The sequence below is a fragment of the Mycobacterium sp. E2733 genome, from assembly GCF_001667585.1.
GTDB lineage: Bacteria > Actinomycetota > Actinomycetes > Mycobacteriales > Mycobacteriaceae > Mycobacterium.
The window spans coordinates 67,811-83,791 of the sequence record NZ_LZJZ01000027.1 but is presented as its reverse complement, the minus strand read 5'-3'; the positions used below and the strand labels follow the sequence as shown (position 1 = coordinate 83,791).

Below are 15,981 nucleotides of genomic sequence, written 5' to 3'. Positions count from 1 at the left end.
ACCGAGGACCGACGCCTTTCGGGCGTGTCGCGAAGTGTGTCGTGGGGAGATCAGCCGTACAACTCGACGAAGTTCTTCAACGACTTCTGCACGTCCCCCTTGACGGCCCGGGCCGCCGCCGAACCGACCGGCCCGAACAACGCGCGGCCGCCCAGCTCAAGGCGCAGGCCCAGCGTCGATCCCTCTTCGGCGGCCTGCACGGTGAGCGTGACGGCGTACTTGGCCCCGCCCTTGCCCGACCCCGACAGCCCGACCTCATGTGGCGGGTCCCACGTGGTCACCGTCCACGTCACCCGGTTGCGGAAACCCTTCGCCCGGGCCACGCCCACCACCTGGACGCCCTCGCCGAGCTCCTCGGGCAGATCACTGCGCCACCCCTCGTGCATCACCAGCCAGTCGCCCAGGTCGGACAGGTCGGAGACGCGGTCCCACATCTCCTGCGGGCTCATCGGCATATCGGCGGTCAGGTCAACAGCGGCCATGAGCGGAGCCTAGCGCGGCGGCTTCGTCACATCCGCCACTCCCGCCCCCGAAACGGGGGGATGCGGCTTTGTGCCCGCCTCATAGCGACTGTGAAGATGCCGTGCGCGGTAGCCGATTTTGTCGCTGTGAGGCGGGCACATCGTCGATCGCCCGGCGCAGCGACGGAAGTGACGGCTGTGACCGGACGACCGCGACGCAAGCTCAGCGGTTGGGTCCCCCGCGGAAGCGGTTGCCGATCCGGATTCCGGGCAGCAGCAGGCTGCGCGGCACGAACCGGCCGCCGGTGCTCACGACCTTGGGTACGACGCCGGGCACCACGGTGCGCCTGCCGGCCAGCATCCCGCCGATGGCCGCCTCGGCGACGTCCTGCGGCGAGACCTGCGCGATGGGAATGCTGTACCGCTCGGCGTTGGCGATCTCCGCCCATTCGGTCGGGACCGGCCCCGGGCACAGACATGTGACCGACACCCCCGTCGCGTGCAGCTCCTCGTGCACGGCTTCGGAGAAGGTCTGCACGAAGGCCTTGGTGGCCGAATAGACCGCCATGTAGGGCACCGGCTGAAAACCGGCGATCGACGCGATGTTCATCACCGCGCCGGCTCCGCGCTCGACCATGCCGGGCAGGGCCGCGTGGGTCAGTTCCATCAACGCCAGCGCGTTGAGGGTGACCTCCTCGCTTTCGCGCTCGAGCGGCAGCTCGTGAAAGACCCCGCTGGTGCCGAACCCGGCGCTGTTGCACAGCCCGGCGATCGGCTCGGCGCGCAGCCGGTCCGCCAGCTTCCCGCGGCCCTTGGGATCGCCGAGATCCAGCGGCAGCACCTCGACCGCCACCGAGTATTCCTGGCCCACCTCGTTGGCGAGTTCGTCGAGGCGTTCCCGGCGCCGCGCGACCAGCAGCAGCGGGAAGCCGCGGCGGGCCAGCCCGCGAGCCAGTTCGGCGCCGATGCCGGACGAGGCGCCGGTGATCACGACGGTGGTCTGAATGTCAGGCTTCGGAAGGCTCATGATGTCACCAATGTATCCCGCGGGTCGCGCGCACAAACGTCTCGCTGCGTTTGTCGAATTCCGGTGATTCGCTTGGTGATTCGTCGCCCTTGGCGGCGTGGGAGTCGCCAAACATGGCGAACGCCCGGTTGCGCACCCGGTCCATCACCGCCGGGTTCACCGCGTCTGCGACGGCCGCGAATTGCCCGAACGGCGAGCTGGCCCGCCGCGGCCGGTGCACGATGGCGTCCGCGATCACCCCGGCCGCCTGATCCGGCGTCAGCGCCGGGAACTTGTCGTACAGCGTGGTCGGGCTGATCATCGGCGTGCGCACCAGGGCCATGTGCACGGTGGTGAACTTCACCCCGTCGTTCACGGTCTCGGCCTGCAGGGAGTCGCACAGGCTGTCCAGCGCGGCCTTGCTGGCGATGTAGGCGCCGAAGCGCGGCGCGCGGGTCTGCACGCCCACCGATGAGACGTTGATGATGTGCCCGAACCCGCGTTCGCGCATCCCCGGAATGAATTTGAGGATGAGCTGGACCGCGCCCAGGTAGTTCAGCTGCATGGTGCGCTGATAGTCGTGGATCCGGTCGTAGGAGAGCTCCAGCGAACGCCGGATCGACCGCCCCGCGTTGTTGATCAGGATGTCGACGCCCCCGAGGTCGGAGAGCACCTGATCGGCCATCGCGGCGATCGCGTCCATGTCGGACAGGTCGCACGGGTAGACGTGGGCGGTGCCACCGTTGCCTTCGATTTCAGAGGCGACCTTCTCGAGGTTCTCCCGGGTGCGCGCGACCAGCACCACCGAGCCGCCCGCTTCCGCGATCCGCTTCGCGGCGGCCTCGCCTATGCCCGACGATCCCCCGGTGATCAGGACGGTCTTACCCTTGACGGCCTCGTCGAGCGTGCGGCCCTGGACCGCGTCGACCAGATTCCGCAAATAGAAGGGGCGGTAGCGGCCCGCGGAGTTCGGCGTGTTGACGATGTGGGACACCGCCGCGATCGGCTTCTCCACCAAGTTCGCGAGCGGCTTTTCGACGAGGTTCGTTAAGTCACCCAGGTTCATCGGCTTTCGCTCCTGATGATGTCGGCCCCCCGACCGCAGTCGGCCTGCCCGTCGGCCATGAGCGCCTTGCGGGGCGGTGTGCATGATGTGACGCGAGTCATTAAGCCAACCTAGGACATCAGCGCCCCGGCTCGATGCACATTTCTGGCATGTAAAGCGGGCCCCGCGCCTCACGCCGCGGCCGACACGGCCGTCAAGAATGGGCAATCCGCGTGTCACGCAAGGACATCCGCGCGTGATCGCGAACTAACTGGCGGGCAAGGCCTAAATGTTCCAATCGAGCTTATGAAAATTCTGGCGCGCTTCCGCAGCCGCGGCCGGTCGCACGACCCTGGCGGCAATGTCGGCGTGTCGCGCCCGAGGCGCGGCCTGCAACCGGTAGTCAGCACGTATGCGACTGCTCGCCGTCATCGCCGCGGCCCTGGTGCTGGGTGCCTGCGGCGCGAAAACGACCCCGCCGTCGGCCGGCACCACCACTGGAACGACGACCGCCACCGCCCCGCCCACCGCGGCGCCGCTCGACTGCGCCAAACCCGCCAACCCGGCGCAGCAGCTGGTGTGCGGCGATCCGCAGCTGACCGACCTCGACCACCGTATGCAGGCCGCGTACCAACAAGCCATTGCGCGACCCGACGCGGACCAGGGCGCGCTGACCGCCGCGCAGAACGGCTGGGCGACCGCACGCGACGGTTGCGCACAGAACCCCGAAGCGCACACCTGCCTGGTCGAGGCGTATCAGACGCGGCTGGTCCAGTTGGGCATCGCCGACCCCGGCACCCTAAGCCCGCCCGTCGTCACCTACCAGTGCCCCGCCGACGCGGGGCCGCTGACCGCGCAGTTCTACAACGAGTTCGACCCGCCCGCGGCGGTGCTCAACTGGAAGGGCAACCAGGAGATCCTCTTCCTCGAGCCGTCGGGCAGCGGCGCCAGATACGGCCGGCAGGGCTCCGAATACTGGGAGCACCAGGGCGAGGTCAAGCTCGATCTGAACGGCGCCAAATTCGTCTGTCGCGCGCCGTGATCGCTGCCTAGCATGCTCGGCATGGGGCGCACATTCGACGACCTCGTGGCGGAGGCGGACGCGGCCCCCGTCGACGGCTGGGACTTCTCCTGGCTGGACGGGCGGGCCACCGAAGAACGCCCGTCGTGGGGTTACCAGCGCCAGATGAGCCAACGGCTGGCGAGTGTGTCGGCGGCGTGCGACATCGACACCGGGGGCGGCGAGGTGCTCGCCGGCGCCGAGAGGTTCCCGCCCACGATGGCCGCGACCGAGTCATGGCCGCCCAACGCGGCCCTCGCCACTCAACGCCTGCATCCCCGCGGCGTGGTGCTCGTGGTGACCGCGAACGAGCCGCGGCTGCCGTTCGGCGACGCGGCTTTCGACTTGGTGACCAGCCGCCACCCCATCGCGGTGCGCTGGGCCGAGATCGCCCGGGTGCTGCGGCCGGGCGGCACCTACTTCGCTCAGCAGATCGGGCCGGCAACCATGGCCGAGCTCGTCGAATACTTCATCGGGCCGCAGCCGGAAAAATGGGCCGAGTTAGACCCCGACGTCCAGAGCGCGGAGGCCCGGGCCGCCGGAATGGACGTCGTCGATATGCGCATGGAACGGATGCGGGCCGAGTTCTTCGACATCGGCGCCGTTATCTACTTCCTGCGCAAGGTCATTTGGACGGTGCCGGACTTCACGGTCGCGGCCTACCGGGAGCGGCTGCGCGAACTGCACGAGCGCATCGAGGCCGACGGTCCGTTCGTCGCGCACTCGGTGCGGCTGCTCGTCGAGGCGCGCAAGTCGGGGTGATCAGCCCTCGGCGCGCAGCACGTCCAGCGCGTGCTGCAGATCGGCCGGGTAGGGGCTGACGATCTCCATCCGCCTGCCATCCGCCGGATGGGCGAACGACAGCGACCGGGCGTGCAGCCATTGCCGTTCCAGCCCAAGCCTTCTCGCGAGTTTCGGATCCGCTCCGTAGACGAGGTCACCGCAGCACGGGTGATGCAGCGCGGAGAAATGCACCCGGATCTGGTGCGTGCGGCCGGTTTCCAGGTGCACGTCGAGCAGGCTGGCGGCGTGAAAGGCTTCGATGGTGTCGTAATGGGTGAGGCTGTGCCGGCCATCCTTGGTGACGGCGAACTTCCACTCGCCGCCGCGGTGGCGCCCGATCGGCGCGTCGATCGTCCCGCTCGACGGGTCCGGATGCCCCTGCACCAACGCGTGATAGCGCTTGTCGACCGTGCGTTGTTTGAACGCCCGCTTCAGCACGGTGTAGGCGCGCTCGGACAGCGCCACCACCATCACGCCGGAGGTTCCGACGTCGAGGCGATGCACGATGCCCTGGCGCTCGGGCACGCCCGAGGTGGTGATCCGGTAGCCGAGGGCGGCCAGCCCGCCGAGCACCGTGGGTCCCGTCCACCCCACCGACGCATGCGCGGCCACCGCCGCCGGCTTGTCGACCGCGACGATGTCGTCGTCGGAATACAGGATCGTCATGCCCTCGATGTCGACGGGCGTGTTCTCCACCGGCGCCGGGGCTTCGGGCAGGCGCACCTGCAGCCAGGCGCCGCCGGTCAGCCGGTCGGACTTGCCGGCCTGCACGCCGTCCAGTTCCACGCCGCCGTCTTCGGCCAGGGCGGCCGCTGCGCTGCGGGACAGCCCCAGCAAGCGGGCCAGCCCCGCATCCACGCGCATGCCCGCCAGACCCTCCGGGACCGACATCGAGCGGTCGGTCAACGCTGGCCGGCCTTGCGCCGACCCGGGGTGTCGCTGTCGGCCTTGCGCCGACCCGGGGTGTCGCTGTCGGCCTTGCGCCGACCAATGGTGTCGAAGTCGTAGCCGAAGACCGACAGCACCACCAAGAGGATGGCCCCGCCCACCACCGAGGGGTCGGCGACGTTGAACACCGGCCACCAGCCGACCGACAGGAAGTCCACGACATGGCCGCGCAGCGGCCCGGGCGCCCGGAAGAAGCGATCGACCAGGTTGCCCATGGCGCCGCCCAGGATCATCCCCAGCCCGACCGCCCACCAGGGCGACACCAGCCGGCGTCCCATCCAGAAGATGCCGACCACCACGCCGGTCGCAATCAGCGTCAGCACCCAGGTGTATCCGGTCGCCATCGAGAACGCGGCCCCGGAATTGCGCACCAGCGTCCAGGTCACCGTGTCGCCGATGATGGGCACCGGCTGGCCGGGGGGCAGCAGCTTGACGGCGAGCACCTTGGTGACGACGTCCAGGGCCAAGACGATCGCCGCGACCGACAGCAGGAGGCGCAGCCGCCTCGGCGGCCGCTGTGTGTCGGTGGCCGCGGCGTCCTCGGCCTGATCGGTTGAGGTCACGGGCTCAGTGGATCCTGTGGGTTCCTCGGGCACTCTCACATCATCCCCCAATGCCGACGCGGGCCGACCGGAGTTCGCGGTCGGCGTGCGCGATGATCTGATCATGGGCCGGCTCACCGTGATCGCCACCGGAGGCACGATATCGACCGGCACGGGTGCCGACGGCGTGCACCGGCCCTCGTACGGCGCGGCCGACCTCGCGGCCGGTCTGGACGTCGACGTCGTCGACGTGCTGGCGCTGGACAGCTCCCAGCTGGTGCCGGCCGATTGGGACCGGATCCGCGACGCGGTGCGGGCGGCGATCGAGGGCGGCGCCGACGGTGTGGTGGTCACCCACGGCACCGACACCATGGAGGAGAGCGCGCTCTGGCTCGAGCTCACCCATGCCGGGGACTTCCCGGTGGTCCTCACCGGGGCGATGCGCAGCGCCGACGCCCCCGACGCCGACGGTCCGGCCAACCTGCGCGCCGCGCTCGCCGTGGCGGGCCACCCCGCGGCCCGCGGCCTGGGCGTCCTGCTGTGTTTCGCCGGCCGGGTGTTGCAGCCGTTGGGCCTGACCAAGGTGGCGACCAACGACCTGAGCGGCTTCGCCGGTGAGCTGATCGGCACGGTGAACGGCGGCGTCACGCTGGCCGGCACCAAGACGCGGCCCCAGCTCGGCGAGCTGAGCGCGGCGGACGCGCCGCGGGTGGACATCGTGGCCGCCTACCTGGGCAGCGACGGGGTCGCCCTGGACGCGTGCGTGGCCGCCGGGGCGCGGGGCCTGGTGCTCGAGGCGCTGGGTTCGGGCAACGCCGGCGACGCGGTGGTCGAGGCGGTGGCCCGGCACTGCCGGGCCGGGGTCGCCGTCGCGGTGTCCACCCGCGTCCCGGGCGGCCGGGTGGGCGCCGGCTACGGGCCCGGGCACGAGATGGTGGCCGCCGGCGCGGTGATGGTGCCCACGCTGCGGCCGCCGCAGGCCCGGGTGCTGATGATGGCCGCGCTGGCCGCGCAGCTACCGGTCGGCGACGTCATCGCCCGCTGGGGCTGACGGCGCGTCCGCTTCCACGGCCTGCAGCGCGCCCAGGTAGTCCGGCCAGTCCAGGGAATCGACCGGGTTGGCCTTGGTCAGCTCGGCGGTGTCGGCGGGGAACGTCCGGGCCGGGCCCGGGCCCGAGGCGCGGGTCTCGAACCGCGCGGTGACCACGCCGTGGCCCGCTCCCTGCACCCAGCCGTGCCCGAGCTCGCGGTGCGATACGTCGTCGCCCACCCGCCACGGCGAGCCCGCTTCGGCCACCGGTGCGAACATGGCCTCGGCCGCGGTTTCGACTTGTTGTCCCTCTGACGCCTCTCCCACCAGGTCCAGGTCGGGAAACAGCGACTCCTGGCGCACGTCGCTCAATCCCGAAAAACCAACGCCCAGTAGGCGAATCGGCCCGATCTCACGCGGGTCGAGCAGCAGCCGCCGGGCCACCGCGACGAGCGCACCTGGCTCGGTCGTCGCATAGGGCAACGTCGCCGAACGGGTCAGCGTGCTCATGTCGGATTTCTTCAGCTTCACCGTGACCGTGCGCGCGCCGCGGCCGTCGCGCAGCAGGCGTTGATGCGCGTGCTCGGCGATCGGGTCGATCGCCTCTCGCAGCTGCTCCAGGCTGGTCAGGTCGACGGCGAAGGTGGACTCGGAGCTGATCTGCTTGGCCTCGGCGCGCTCGGCGACGGGGCGGTCGTCGATGCCGAGCGCCAGGCGGTGCAGCGCCGGCCCGATCGTCGCGCCCAGGATGTTGGCGGCCTCGGCGTCGGTCAGCGCGGCCAGCTGGCCGATCGTGTCGATGCCCAGTCGATTCAGCTTCTCCTCGGCGACCGGGCCGATGCCCCACAATCGCCGCACCGGCAACGCGCCGAGCAGCGACCGCTCCTCGGCGCGCCGGACCACCCGGATGCCGTCGGGCTTGGCCAAACCCGACGCGATCTTGGCGATCTGCTTGCCCGAGCCGGCGCCGACCGAGGCGATCAGGCCCGTCTCGTCGCGAACCCGTCGGCGCAGGTCCTCGCAGAACGCCTCGACGTCCTCGGCGGACGCGCCCGCCAGGCCGGGCGGTTCGCCGAAGCCCTCGTCGAACGACAGCTGCTCGACGACCGGCACCACGATGCGGACGGTGTCGAAGACCCGCCGGCTGGCCACGCCGTACACCACGCCGCGCGGCGGCAGCACCACCGCGGTCACGCCGATCAGGCGGCGGGCCTGGTGCATCGGCATGGCCGAGCGGGCGCCGTACACGCGGGCCTCGTAGCTCGCCCCGGCCACCACGCCCCGGCCGCCCAGGCCGCCGACCAGCACCGGCCGTCCGCGCAGCGTCGGCCGGGTGAGTTGTTCGACCGAGGCGAAGAACGCATCCATGTCCAGGTGCAGCACCCAACGGGACTCCACAAGGGAAAATGCTATTGGTCTAGCGTCGTTTGGTATGGAGGCTGACGGCACCGACGCACCGAGGTCTCGGTGGGAGCGGCTGCGCCACCAATGGGACCAGCGGCTGCAGCCCGGCGAGCAGGCCACGGTGCTGGCCTGGACGTCGTTCACCCTCACGTTCGCCGGACTGCGGACGCTCACGCACTGGATCCGCGCCGGCCATGGCCCGTCGGGTGGTGGTATGTCCATGGGCGGGAAGCACTTTCACCACTACAACATCGGGATCGGGATGCTGGCGGCGGTGGGCGGCTTGGGACTGCGCGGAACCGACAAGCAACGGCGGCATCCCGCGGCGGCCGTCGCGTACGGCGCCGCGAACGCGATGATCGTCGACGAGCTCGCCCTGCTCCTGGACCTCAAGGACGTGTACTGGGCGAGCGATGGCCGCGAGAGCGTCGACGTCGCGATCGGACTCATCGCCACCGGCGCGACCGTGGTGGCGGGCATGCCGTTCTGGCCGCACGCCCACCGGGCGCTGCGCGCGCGAGCGTAACCACACTGCGAAATCTCGCCGGCATTTCGCAGTGTGGTTACGCTCGCGGCCCACCGGCGGCTGCCTCAGGGATGCTGCAGCGGCCGCGGGTGGATGGGCTGCGGCTGAATCGGCTGCGGCTGGACCGGCTGCGGCTGGACCGGTTGCGGCGGGTGGCAGGCGAAACACTGGATCGGCGGGTGGCCGGTACCGCTCGGCGGCGGCTGGCTGCCACCGTGCTGGGGCGGCACCGGTACCGGAACGGGCACCGGCACTATCACCGGCGGGACGTTGACGGTCACATTGGGAGGGGGCGGCGGGGCGCCCGGATCGGCCGGGGGCGCCGCGGGTGCCGGTGCGGGCACGATCACGACGGGCGCGTCCCCACCGCTCACCGGTGCGGGCGAGACGTGCCCGGTGTCGGGTGGGGTGGCCGCCGACGGCGGGGGCGGCGCAACGGGCGGCGGCGCAACGGCGCTGGGGGCCGGCGTCACCGAACCGACGCTGGAATTCGGAACCACCACGGCAGGCTTCTGCTCCTTCGAACCCAACCCGTTGATGAACAGCAGGCCGAGCCCGGCTACCGCTCCGAGCGCCGCGACCACGGCACCGGCCACCAGGGCGTTCTTCCACCTCGAGCGTGGCTTCGCGGTCGCAGAGTCCTCAAACTCGACGGGCTCGGCCAGGGAACCGTCCTCGATCGAGGGGTCGCCCAGCGGGCTCGACGCCCACGCCTCGGCGACGGTCAGATCTTCGTGCGGGAGGGCGGCGAACGTCGTCGACTGGAAGTCTTCGATGATGCTCATGGCGGTTCCTTAACTGTGGTCGCGACCCCCGGCGGGCCGCCGTCACAGGTAGGAGCAGCCAACCCGGCTCGGGCGGACACTTTTTTCGGAACTTTTTTCCCAGAACCCGCGACCGGAGTCCTCAGCTGCTAGGCCTTGGCGATGCTCACCCGCACGCCGTCGCCGATGTCTGCGCCGTCGGCCGGTTCGCCGAATTCGAAACTCGTGGCCAGGATCTCACCGGCGATCAGGTCGCGGTGCGTGCGCGCCCAGTCCGCCCGCTCGGCCGGCACCGACATCACCACCGAGATCCGGTCGGACACGTCCAGGCCGGTCGACTTGCGCAGCTCCTGCAGCTCGCGGATGCGGTCCTTGGCCCAACCCTCGGCCTCCAGCTCCGGGGTGACGGTCCCGTCCAGCACCACCAGCCCGGCCCCGTCGGGCAGCGCCGCGGTGAACTCCGGGTCGGCGGCGACCAGCCGCGAGCTGTACTCCTCGGGTTGCAGCACGGCGGGACCCGCGGTCAGCGTGCCGTCGGGGTTGACGACGCCCTCCCCCGCCTTCACCGCCTTGATCGCGGCCTGCACGTCCTTGCCCAGCCGCGGCCCGGCAACCCGGGCGTTGACCGTGAGCTCGAAGGAGCCGTAGGTGTCGATCGCGTCGGTCAGCTCGACGCTCTTGACGTTGAGCTCGTCGGCGATCAGGTCGACGAACGGCTCCAACCGTTGTGGATTGTCCACGGCGACAGTCAGTTTCGGCAGCGGCAGGCGCACCCGCAGCTTCTTCGCCTTGCGCAGCGACGACGCGGCCGAGCACACCTCGCGGACCTGATCCATCGCGGCGACCAGGCCGGGGTCCGCGGGCAGCGCTTCCGCATCCGGCCAATCGGTCAGATGCACCGACCGCCCCCCGGTGAGACCACGCCAGATGATCTCGGTCGCCGACGGAAGCAGCGGCGCGGCCAGTCGCGAGGTCACCTCGAGCACGGTGTGCAGGGTGTCGATGGCGTCGGCGTCTTCCTCCCAGAACCGCGAACGCGACCGGCGCACATACCAATTCGTCAACGCCTCGGTGAACTGGCGCAGGTGCTCGCAGGCCCGGGAGATGTCGCAGGTGTCCATCTCGCGGGTGAGGTTGTCGCGCAACTCGGCGAGCTTGGCCAGGATGTAGCGGTCCAGGATCTGCCGCGAATCGGTGCGCCAGGTGCCGACTTTGGGCGCGTACAGGGCCAGGAAGCTGTAGGCGTTCCAGAGCGGCAGCAGGACCTGGCGCGCGCCCTCGCGGATGCCCTGCTCGGTGACGATCAGGTTGCCGCCGCGCAGGATCGGCGAGGCCATCAGGAACCACCGCATGGCGTCGGAACCGTCGCGGTCGAACACCTCCGACACGTCCGGGTAGTTGCGCAGCGACTTGCTCATCTTCTGCCCGTCGGAGCCCAGCACGATCCCGTGCGCGACACAGGTCTTGAAGGCCGGCCGGTCGAACAGCGCGGTGGCCAGCACGTGCAACGTGTAGAACCAGCCGCGGGTCTGCCCGATGTATTCGACGATGAAATCGCCGGGATAGTGGCTGTCGAACCACTCCCCGTTCTCGAACGGATAGTGCACCTGGGCATACGGCATGGAGCCCGAGTCGAACCACACGTCGAGCACATCGGGGATGCGCCGCATGGTGCTGCGGCCGGTCGGGTCGTCGGGATTGGGGCGAGTCAGCTCATCGATGTAGGGCCGGTGCAGGTTGGTGGGCCGCACCCCGAAGTCGCGCTCCAGCTCGTCGAGGCTGCCGTAGACGTCGATGCGGGGATAGGCCGGGTCGTCGGACTTCCACACCGGGATGGGACTGCCCCAGTAGCGGTTTCGCGAGATCGACCAGTCGCGGGCGCCCTGCAGCCACTTGCCGAACTGGCCGTCCTTGACGTGTTCGGGGTACCAGGTGATCTGCTGGTTGAGTTCGACCATCCGGTCGCGGAACGCGGTGACCGTGACGAACCAGGACGAGACGGCGCGGTAGATCAGCGGATTGCGGCACCTCCAGCAGTGCGGGTACGGGTGCTCGTAGGTCTCGTGGCGCAGGAGCACCGCGCCGTTGGCCGCCGCCGGGCCGGTGCCGTTCTTCAGGTCGCGGATGATGTGCGGGTTGGCGTCAAAGACGTGCTGCCCCTGGTAATCCGGAACTCGTGCGTCGAAACGGCCCTTGGAATCGACCGGGGTGACGGGCACGATGCCGACCTTTTCGGTGGTCGCCATGTCATCCTCGCCGTAGGCCGGTGCCATGTGGACGATGCCGGTGCCGTCCTCGGTGGTGACGAACTCCCCGGGCAGTACCTGAAAAGCCTTGGGGCTGTCCATGAAATACGGGAACGGCGGCAAATAGCGCGTGCCGAGCAGGTCGGCCCCGCGATATGTGCCCAGCACCTCGGGTTCGTCCCCCAGCTCGCGCGCGTAGGCGGCCAGCCTCGGCTGGGCCAGCACGAAACGATGGTCGCCGGACCGGACCTCGACATAGGTGACCTCGGGATTGACGGCGACCGCCAGGTTCGACGGCAGCGTCCACGGCGTCGTCGTCCACACCAGCAGGTGCGCGCCGTCCAGAGCGCCGCCGATCACTTTGAACCCGACGGTGAGCGCGGGGTCTTGGCGGCTCTGGTAGACGTCGTCGTCCATGCGCAATTCGTGGTTGGACAGCGGGGTTTCGTCACGCCAGCAGTAGGGCAGGACGCGGTAGCCCTCGTAGGCCAGGCCCTTGTCCCACAGTTGCTTGAACGCCCAGATCACCGACTCCATGTAGGACAGGTCGAGCGTCTTGTAGTCGTTGTCGAAATCGACCCAGCGGGCCTGACGGGTCACATAGGCCTGCCACTCGTCGGTGTAGCGCAGCACCGATTCGCGGCACGCGTCGTTGAACGCGGCAATCCCCATGTCGTCGATCTGCGATTTGTCGTTGATGCCCAGCTGACGCTCGACCTCGAGTTCGGCGGGCAACCCGTGCGTGTCCCAGCCGAACCGGCGCTCCACCTTGTAGCCGCGCATGGTGCGGTACCGCGGGACGATGTCCTTCACGTAGCCGGTGAGCAGGTGCCCATAGTGCGGGAGCCCGTTGGCGAAGGGCGGGCCGTCGTAGAAGACGTATTCCGGGGCGCCGTCGCGGCGGGCGATGCTGGCCCGGAAGGTGTCGTCGCGGGCCCAGTAGTCGAGGACCTCGAGTTCGAGGGCCGGGAAGTCGGGCGCGCCGCCGGCCAGCTTCGGATAGGCCTTGACGTCAGTGTTCTCGGTCACTTGAAATCACTTTGTGCGTCGTCTCCTGTGCCTCAGTGCCGTTGGGCACTGGTAGCGCCTGTTGGGGACGACGACGCGCTGCCTGCGCGAGCGCCGCGGTACCACCCCGCTTGCCACGCCGTCGCGTGGCCGCTCGTTGGAGGCTGTGACGGGCCCACCCGTTCGGTTCTACTGAGCTGGCCAGAGAAAGAAGCCGGCTGTTCTTCCGAAGGCTCCCCGGTGATGCCGGATCAACGCCAGTGGGTCGATTCTACTCAGGCGGAGCACTCCAAGGGGCTACCTGGCCTCAGGAAACACCTGCGGCCGGGTAGCCCCTTGGAGCCTTGGTTGATCACTGTTCATCGCATCAGGCCTGGATTTCGAGCACACCGACGCGCCACAGTGCCGCGTACACGTGGCGCAGCGGGACGCTCAACAGGCGGGTGGCGCCCTCCACCAGCGGGTCGCCGGCGAGAAGGGGCTGCTTGTTGACCTGGCGGGTGGCCTTCTTGGCCGGGGCCTGGATCGCGGCCTGAGCCGTGGTCGCGGCCGTGTCGGAGTCGCGCACCACCGTCAGTGTGCGGGCGGGCGCTTCGGTTACCACTTCGTCGTGCAGAGCTGCGGTCATGGTCGCCTCCTGGAGGGGATTTCACGGGAACTGACTGGACTGACGTGTCGAAGTCCGTCGCGGTTCCGATCCCAGAACGCTTGGCCGATAAGCCACTTAGCGTTGCTCGAAAGTTCCGGCGCTCAGCTGAGAACGTCGTGCCGGAGACCGGATCGGGACGAGACGGAGTTCGGACTTCGGTCCGGACTGTCGCTGGAACTCATGTGTCCCTCACCTCCTCGCGGTCACGAACGCGCGTGGTTATCCGCACGCGATTTGCGCGCAGCATGAGGAGCGAAAACCCGACGACGTCGGAGATCCGCACCCCTCTCGTCAGAGCTTCGGCACCACACGACGTGTCCGGTATCCCGGAAGCCACCTGGGCTCAACCCTTAAGCCGGGAGGAGCTGTCCTGACCCGGGGCGTCTTTCGACGTTCGGGGTCAGTGGCCTGTATTCGTGTAGACGCCTCACCTAACGAGGTGCTTACCCGACCGATAATGCACGACGGGTCCGACCGGGTCAAACTCCTCGGCTCCACGTTTCGCGATCTTTACGGTTTTCCGGGGCGGCTGCACAGGAATCGGCCAGGTTCGCGGCTTTGACCTGTGGGTATGCGCGCCCGGCCGGCACCGATTGTTCATCTTTTGTTCGCCCGGCCGGGCCGAAAAGGGTGTCAAAACCCTTGCGGGGAAAGCCCTGTCACTTCTCGACGAGGCCCTCGAGCCGCCCGATGGTGTCGATGAACTCCTCGACCATGTCGAGCACCACCGCCCGCGCAGGGCGGACCCGGTCAAGCGAGCCGACCACCTGGCCGACGAAGTAGGTGGCCAGCTCGCGGGCCTTGGCGCCCGGGTGCGCGGCCGCCTGATTGATGCGCACCTGCGGTTCGGTGACCAGCGCGGTCTGCAACGGCATGCCGAGGGGCTCGGGTTTCTCCGGCCGCTCCCACTCGTCGGTCCAGGCCGTACGCAGCATCCGCGCCGGCTTGCCCGTCATCGACCGCGACCGCACCGTGTCCGAGGAGGTGGCCGCCAGGAACTTGTCCTTGACCACCGGTGGGGTCTCGGCTTCTTCGGTGGTCAGCCACACCGAGCCGCACCACACGCCTTCGGCGCCGAGGGCCAGCGCCGCCGCGATCTGGCGGCCGCGGGCGATGCCGCCCGCGGCGAGAACGGGAACCGGCGACACGGCATCTACGACCTCGGGAACCAGGACCATGGTGGCGACCTCGCCGGTGTGCCCCCCGGCCTCGGTGCCCTGCGCGACGATCAGGTCGACTCCGGCGTCGGCGTGCCGTTGCGCGTGGCGCGTGGTGCCGGCCAGCGCGGCCACCAAGACCTCGCGGTCGTGGGCGCGTGCGACGAGGTCCGCCGGGGGCGGGCCGAGCGCGCTGGCGATCAGCCGAATGTCGTGGGCGAACGCCACGTCCAGCAGCGGCTCGTAGCCCTTGGGCGAGATGTTGAGGCCGCCGGCGGAGGCACGTGTCTCCTGGGCCGGCGCCGTGATCCCGTAGCGCGCGAGGATGTCGTCGACGAACGCGCGGTGCTCCTCGGGCAGCAGTGCCCGCACCTGTTTGGCGTCGATGCCGCCTTCGTCCGCGCCGACGTACTTGGGCGGCAGCAGCAGGTCCACCCCGAAGGGCTTGCCGCCCGTCTGCTCCTCGATCCAAGTGAGTTCGTTCTGCAACCGCTGCGGGCTGTGCGCCACCGCGCCGAGGATGCCGAATCCGCCCGCATTGGTCACCGCGGCCACCACATCGCGGCAATGGCTGAAGGCGCAGATGGGGAACTCGACGCCGAGCATTTCGGCGACTCTGGTACGCATTGCCCGACGCTAAAGAGCAACCGATCGATATGTCAATCGATGACGGCGTCCGCGGGTGACCGGCCGTCCGGCGGCCAGCTGGCCACGCCCTCCTCCAGCGGGACCTGGAGGCTCTGCAGCAGCGACGCGACCATCCGCCACGCGCCGATCGCGGTGACGAGTTCGATGAGAACCGTTGTGTCGCCGCCTAATTCGCGCTCGCAGGCGGCCCAGCTCGCGGCGCTCACCGCGCCGTCGCGGACCACGTCGTCGGTAGCCGCCAGCACGGCGCGTTCGCCTGCGCCGAACCCGTCGTGCGCCCGCCAGTCGCGCACGCCGAGCAGGTCGGCGGGGGCCACGCCCAGCCTCGACGCGACGCGCCAGTGCTGCGTCCATTCGTAGTCGCATGCGGTGAGCCAGCCGATCCGCATGATCACCAGTTCGCGTAAGCGCGGGTCGAGCGCACCGTGCCAGAGCATGGTGGCGAGGAGGTCGTTGATGGCGCGTGCCAGCGGCGGGTGGTTGAGCAGCACCTGGAAGATGCTCAGTTCGGCCATGTAGTTCGGCACGGCCGCTTCGTCGGCGGCGGCCGTGGCCTCGTCGAGCGGCAATTTGGGCACGCGGGCTGTTGTCATGGTGAGCATCTGAGTGTACTGGCGGGACACCGTCACGATCATCGGCCATGTCAGTCACGGATCGCCGCGCCATGCCCCGGACACCGAGACGTTGTCATCGGCTAGCGAAAG

The 15,981-nt window shown here is 69.6% G+C and carries 15 protein-coding genes and 1 riboswitch; of the genes, 4 read left to right on the top strand and 11 right to left on the bottom strand.

Translation table 11 applies throughout. The features are described from left to right. Positions 1-50: 50 nt before the first annotated feature. The 3 genes from A5678_RS06345 to A5678_RS06335 form a co-directional block, all read right to left on the bottom strand. Positions 51-482, bottom strand: a complete 432-nt coding sequence (locus A5678_RS06345; protein ID WP_068039988.1) for an SRPBCC family protein — start codon at positions 480-482, stop codon at positions 51-53. Positions 483-684: 202 nt separating this feature from the next. Continuing rightward, positions 685-1,488 carry an SDR family oxidoreductase gene (locus A5678_RS06340; RefSeq protein WP_068039986.1) on the bottom strand — a complete coding sequence of 268 codons (804 nt, stop codon included), beginning with the start codon at positions 1,486-1,488 and terminating at the stop codon, positions 685-687. A 4-nt stretch (positions 1,489-1,492) separates the two neighbouring features. Continuing rightward, complete coding sequence (locus tag A5678_RS06335; RefSeq protein ID WP_068039984.1) at positions 1,493-2,533, bottom strand: SDR family NAD(P)-dependent oxidoreductase; 1,041 nt, start codon at positions 2,531-2,533, stop codon at positions 1,493-1,495. Between the two features lie 391 nt (positions 2,534-2,924). Between A5678_RS06335 and A5678_RS06330 the strand changes: the two genes are divergently transcribed. Next, entirely contained in the window at positions 2,925-3,554 is a 630-nt protein-coding gene (locus A5678_RS06330) for a lysozyme inhibitor LprI family protein (RefSeq protein WP_068039982.1), read from the top strand. Between the two features lie 21 nt (positions 3,555-3,575). Further along, positions 3,576-4,334, top strand: coding sequence for a class I SAM-dependent methyltransferase (locus A5678_RS06325; protein WP_068040202.1), 759 nt, complete (start codon positions 3,576-3,578; stop codon positions 4,332-4,334). Here A5678_RS06325 and A5678_RS06320 read toward each other — a convergent pair whose 3' ends face one another. Together A5678_RS06320 and lspA are read right to left on the bottom strand one after the other, a co-directional pair. Beyond that, on the bottom strand, positions 4,335-5,261 hold the full coding sequence (locus A5678_RS06320; RefSeq protein ID WP_068039980.1) for an RluA family pseudouridine synthase: 927 nt from the start codon (positions 5,259-5,261) through the stop codon (positions 4,335-4,337). Continuing rightward, a complete protein-coding gene (gene lspA / locus A5678_RS06315) occupies positions 5,258-5,899 on the bottom strand; it encodes a signal peptidase II (protein WP_068039977.1) in 642 nt (213 codons plus the stop codon). The genes A5678_RS06320 and lspA overlap by 4 nt, the downstream gene beginning before the upstream one ends. Positions 5,900-5,969: 70 nt before the next feature. Here lspA and A5678_RS06310 point away from each other — a divergent pair, with 70 nt between their 5' ends. Beyond that, a complete protein-coding gene (locus A5678_RS06310; protein WP_068040199.1) occupies positions 5,970-6,896 on the top strand; it encodes an asparaginase in 927 nt (308 codons plus the stop codon). Here the strand turns inward: A5678_RS06310 and A5678_RS06305 are convergent. Continuing rightward, on the bottom strand, positions 6,861-8,258 hold the full coding sequence (locus A5678_RS06305; RefSeq protein WP_197502058.1) for a DNA polymerase IV: 1,398 nt from the start codon (positions 8,256-8,258) through the stop codon (positions 6,861-6,863). The two genes, A5678_RS06310 and A5678_RS06305, sit on opposite strands and share 36 nt — an antisense overlap. A gap of 49 nt (positions 8,259-8,307) precedes the next feature. On the opposite strand from A5678_RS06305, the gene A5678_RS06300 reads away from it, so the two are divergent. Further along, positions 8,308-8,805, top strand: a complete 498-nt coding sequence (locus A5678_RS06300; protein ID WP_068039973.1) for a hypothetical protein — start codon at positions 8,308-8,310, stop codon at positions 8,803-8,805. 65 nt (positions 8,806-8,870) lie between these two features. Here the strand turns inward: A5678_RS06300 and A5678_RS06295 are convergent, their stop codons facing one another. The 5 genes from A5678_RS06295 to A5678_RS06275 all read right to left on the bottom strand — a co-directional run bounded on the left by A5678_RS06295 (position 8,871) and on the right by A5678_RS06275 (position 15,870). Further along, positions 8,871-9,590: a hypothetical protein gene (locus tag A5678_RS06295; RefSeq protein ID WP_068039971.1), complete on the bottom strand. Its 720-nt coding sequence runs from the start codon at positions 9,588-9,590 to the stop codon at positions 8,871-8,873. Positions 9,591-9,718: 128 nt separating this feature from the next. After that, positions 9,719-12,844, bottom strand: a complete 3,126-nt coding sequence (gene ileS, locus A5678_RS06290) for an isoleucine--tRNA ligase (protein WP_068039969.1) — start codon at positions 12,842-12,844, stop codon at positions 9,719-9,721. 346 nt (positions 12,845-13,190) lie between these two features. Then, the gene (locus A5678_RS06285) at positions 13,191-13,451 is read right to left on the bottom strand and encodes an Rv1535 family protein (protein WP_068039968.1); all 261 of its coding nucleotides are present in this window, start codon (positions 13,449-13,451) and stop codon (positions 13,191-13,193) included. Between the two features lie 297 nt (positions 13,452-13,748). Continuing rightward, a riboswitch (M-box (ykoK) riboswitch) is annotated at positions 13,749-13,918 on the bottom strand. 213 nt (positions 13,919-14,131) lie between these two features. Then, a complete protein-coding gene (locus tag A5678_RS06280; RefSeq protein WP_068039967.1) occupies positions 14,132-15,256 on the bottom strand; it encodes a nitronate monooxygenase family protein in 1,125 nt (374 codons plus the stop codon). Between the two features lie 32 nt (positions 15,257-15,288). Beyond that, a complete protein-coding gene (locus tag A5678_RS06275; RefSeq protein WP_068040198.1) occupies positions 15,289-15,870 on the bottom strand; it encodes a carboxymuconolactone decarboxylase family protein in 582 nt (193 codons plus the stop codon). Positions 15,871-15,981: the final 111 nt, after the last annotated feature.

Excerpts from the sequence above, each read along its gene's own strand:
- A5678_RS06345 (WP_068039988.1), bottom strand. The coding sequence starts at position 482 with ATGGCCGCTGTTGACCTGACCGCCGATATGCCGATGAGCCCGCAGGAG.
- A5678_RS06340 (WP_068039986.1), bottom strand. The coding sequence starts at position 1,488 with ATGAGCCTTCCGAAGCCTGACATTCAGACCACCGTCGTGATCACCGGC.
- A5678_RS06335 (WP_068039984.1), bottom strand. The coding sequence starts at position 2,533 with ATGAACCTGGGTGACTTAACGAACCTCGTCGAAAAGCCGCTCGCGAAC.
- A5678_RS06330 (WP_068039982.1), top strand. The coding sequence starts at position 2,925 with ATGCGACTGCTCGCCGTCATCGCCGCGGCCCTGGTGCTGGGTGCCTGC.
- A5678_RS06325 (WP_068040202.1), top strand. The coding sequence starts at position 3,576 with ATGGGGCGCACATTCGACGACCTCGTGGCGGAGGCGGACGCGGCCCCC.
- A5678_RS06310 (WP_068040199.1), top strand. The coding sequence starts at position 5,970 with ATGGGCCGGCTCACCGTGATCGCCACCGGAGGCACGATATCGACCGGC.
- A5678_RS06300 (WP_068039973.1), top strand. The coding sequence starts at position 8,308 with ATGGAGGCTGACGGCACCGACGCACCGAGGTCTCGGTGGGAGCGGCTG.
- A5678_RS06295 (WP_068039971.1), bottom strand. The coding sequence starts at position 9,590 with ATGAGCATCATCGAAGACTTCCAGTCGACGACGTTCGCCGCCCTCCCG.
- A5678_RS06285 (WP_068039968.1), bottom strand. The coding sequence starts at position 13,451 with ATGACCGCAGCTCTGCACGACGAAGTGGTAACCGAAGCGCCCGCCCGC.
- A5678_RS06280 (WP_068039967.1), bottom strand. The coding sequence starts at position 15,256 with ATGCGTACCAGAGTCGCCGAAATGCTCGGCGTCGAGTTCCCCATCTGC.
- A5678_RS06275 (WP_068040198.1), bottom strand. The coding sequence starts at position 15,870 with ATGACAACAGCCCGCGTGCCCAAATTGCCGCTCGACGAGGCCACGGCC.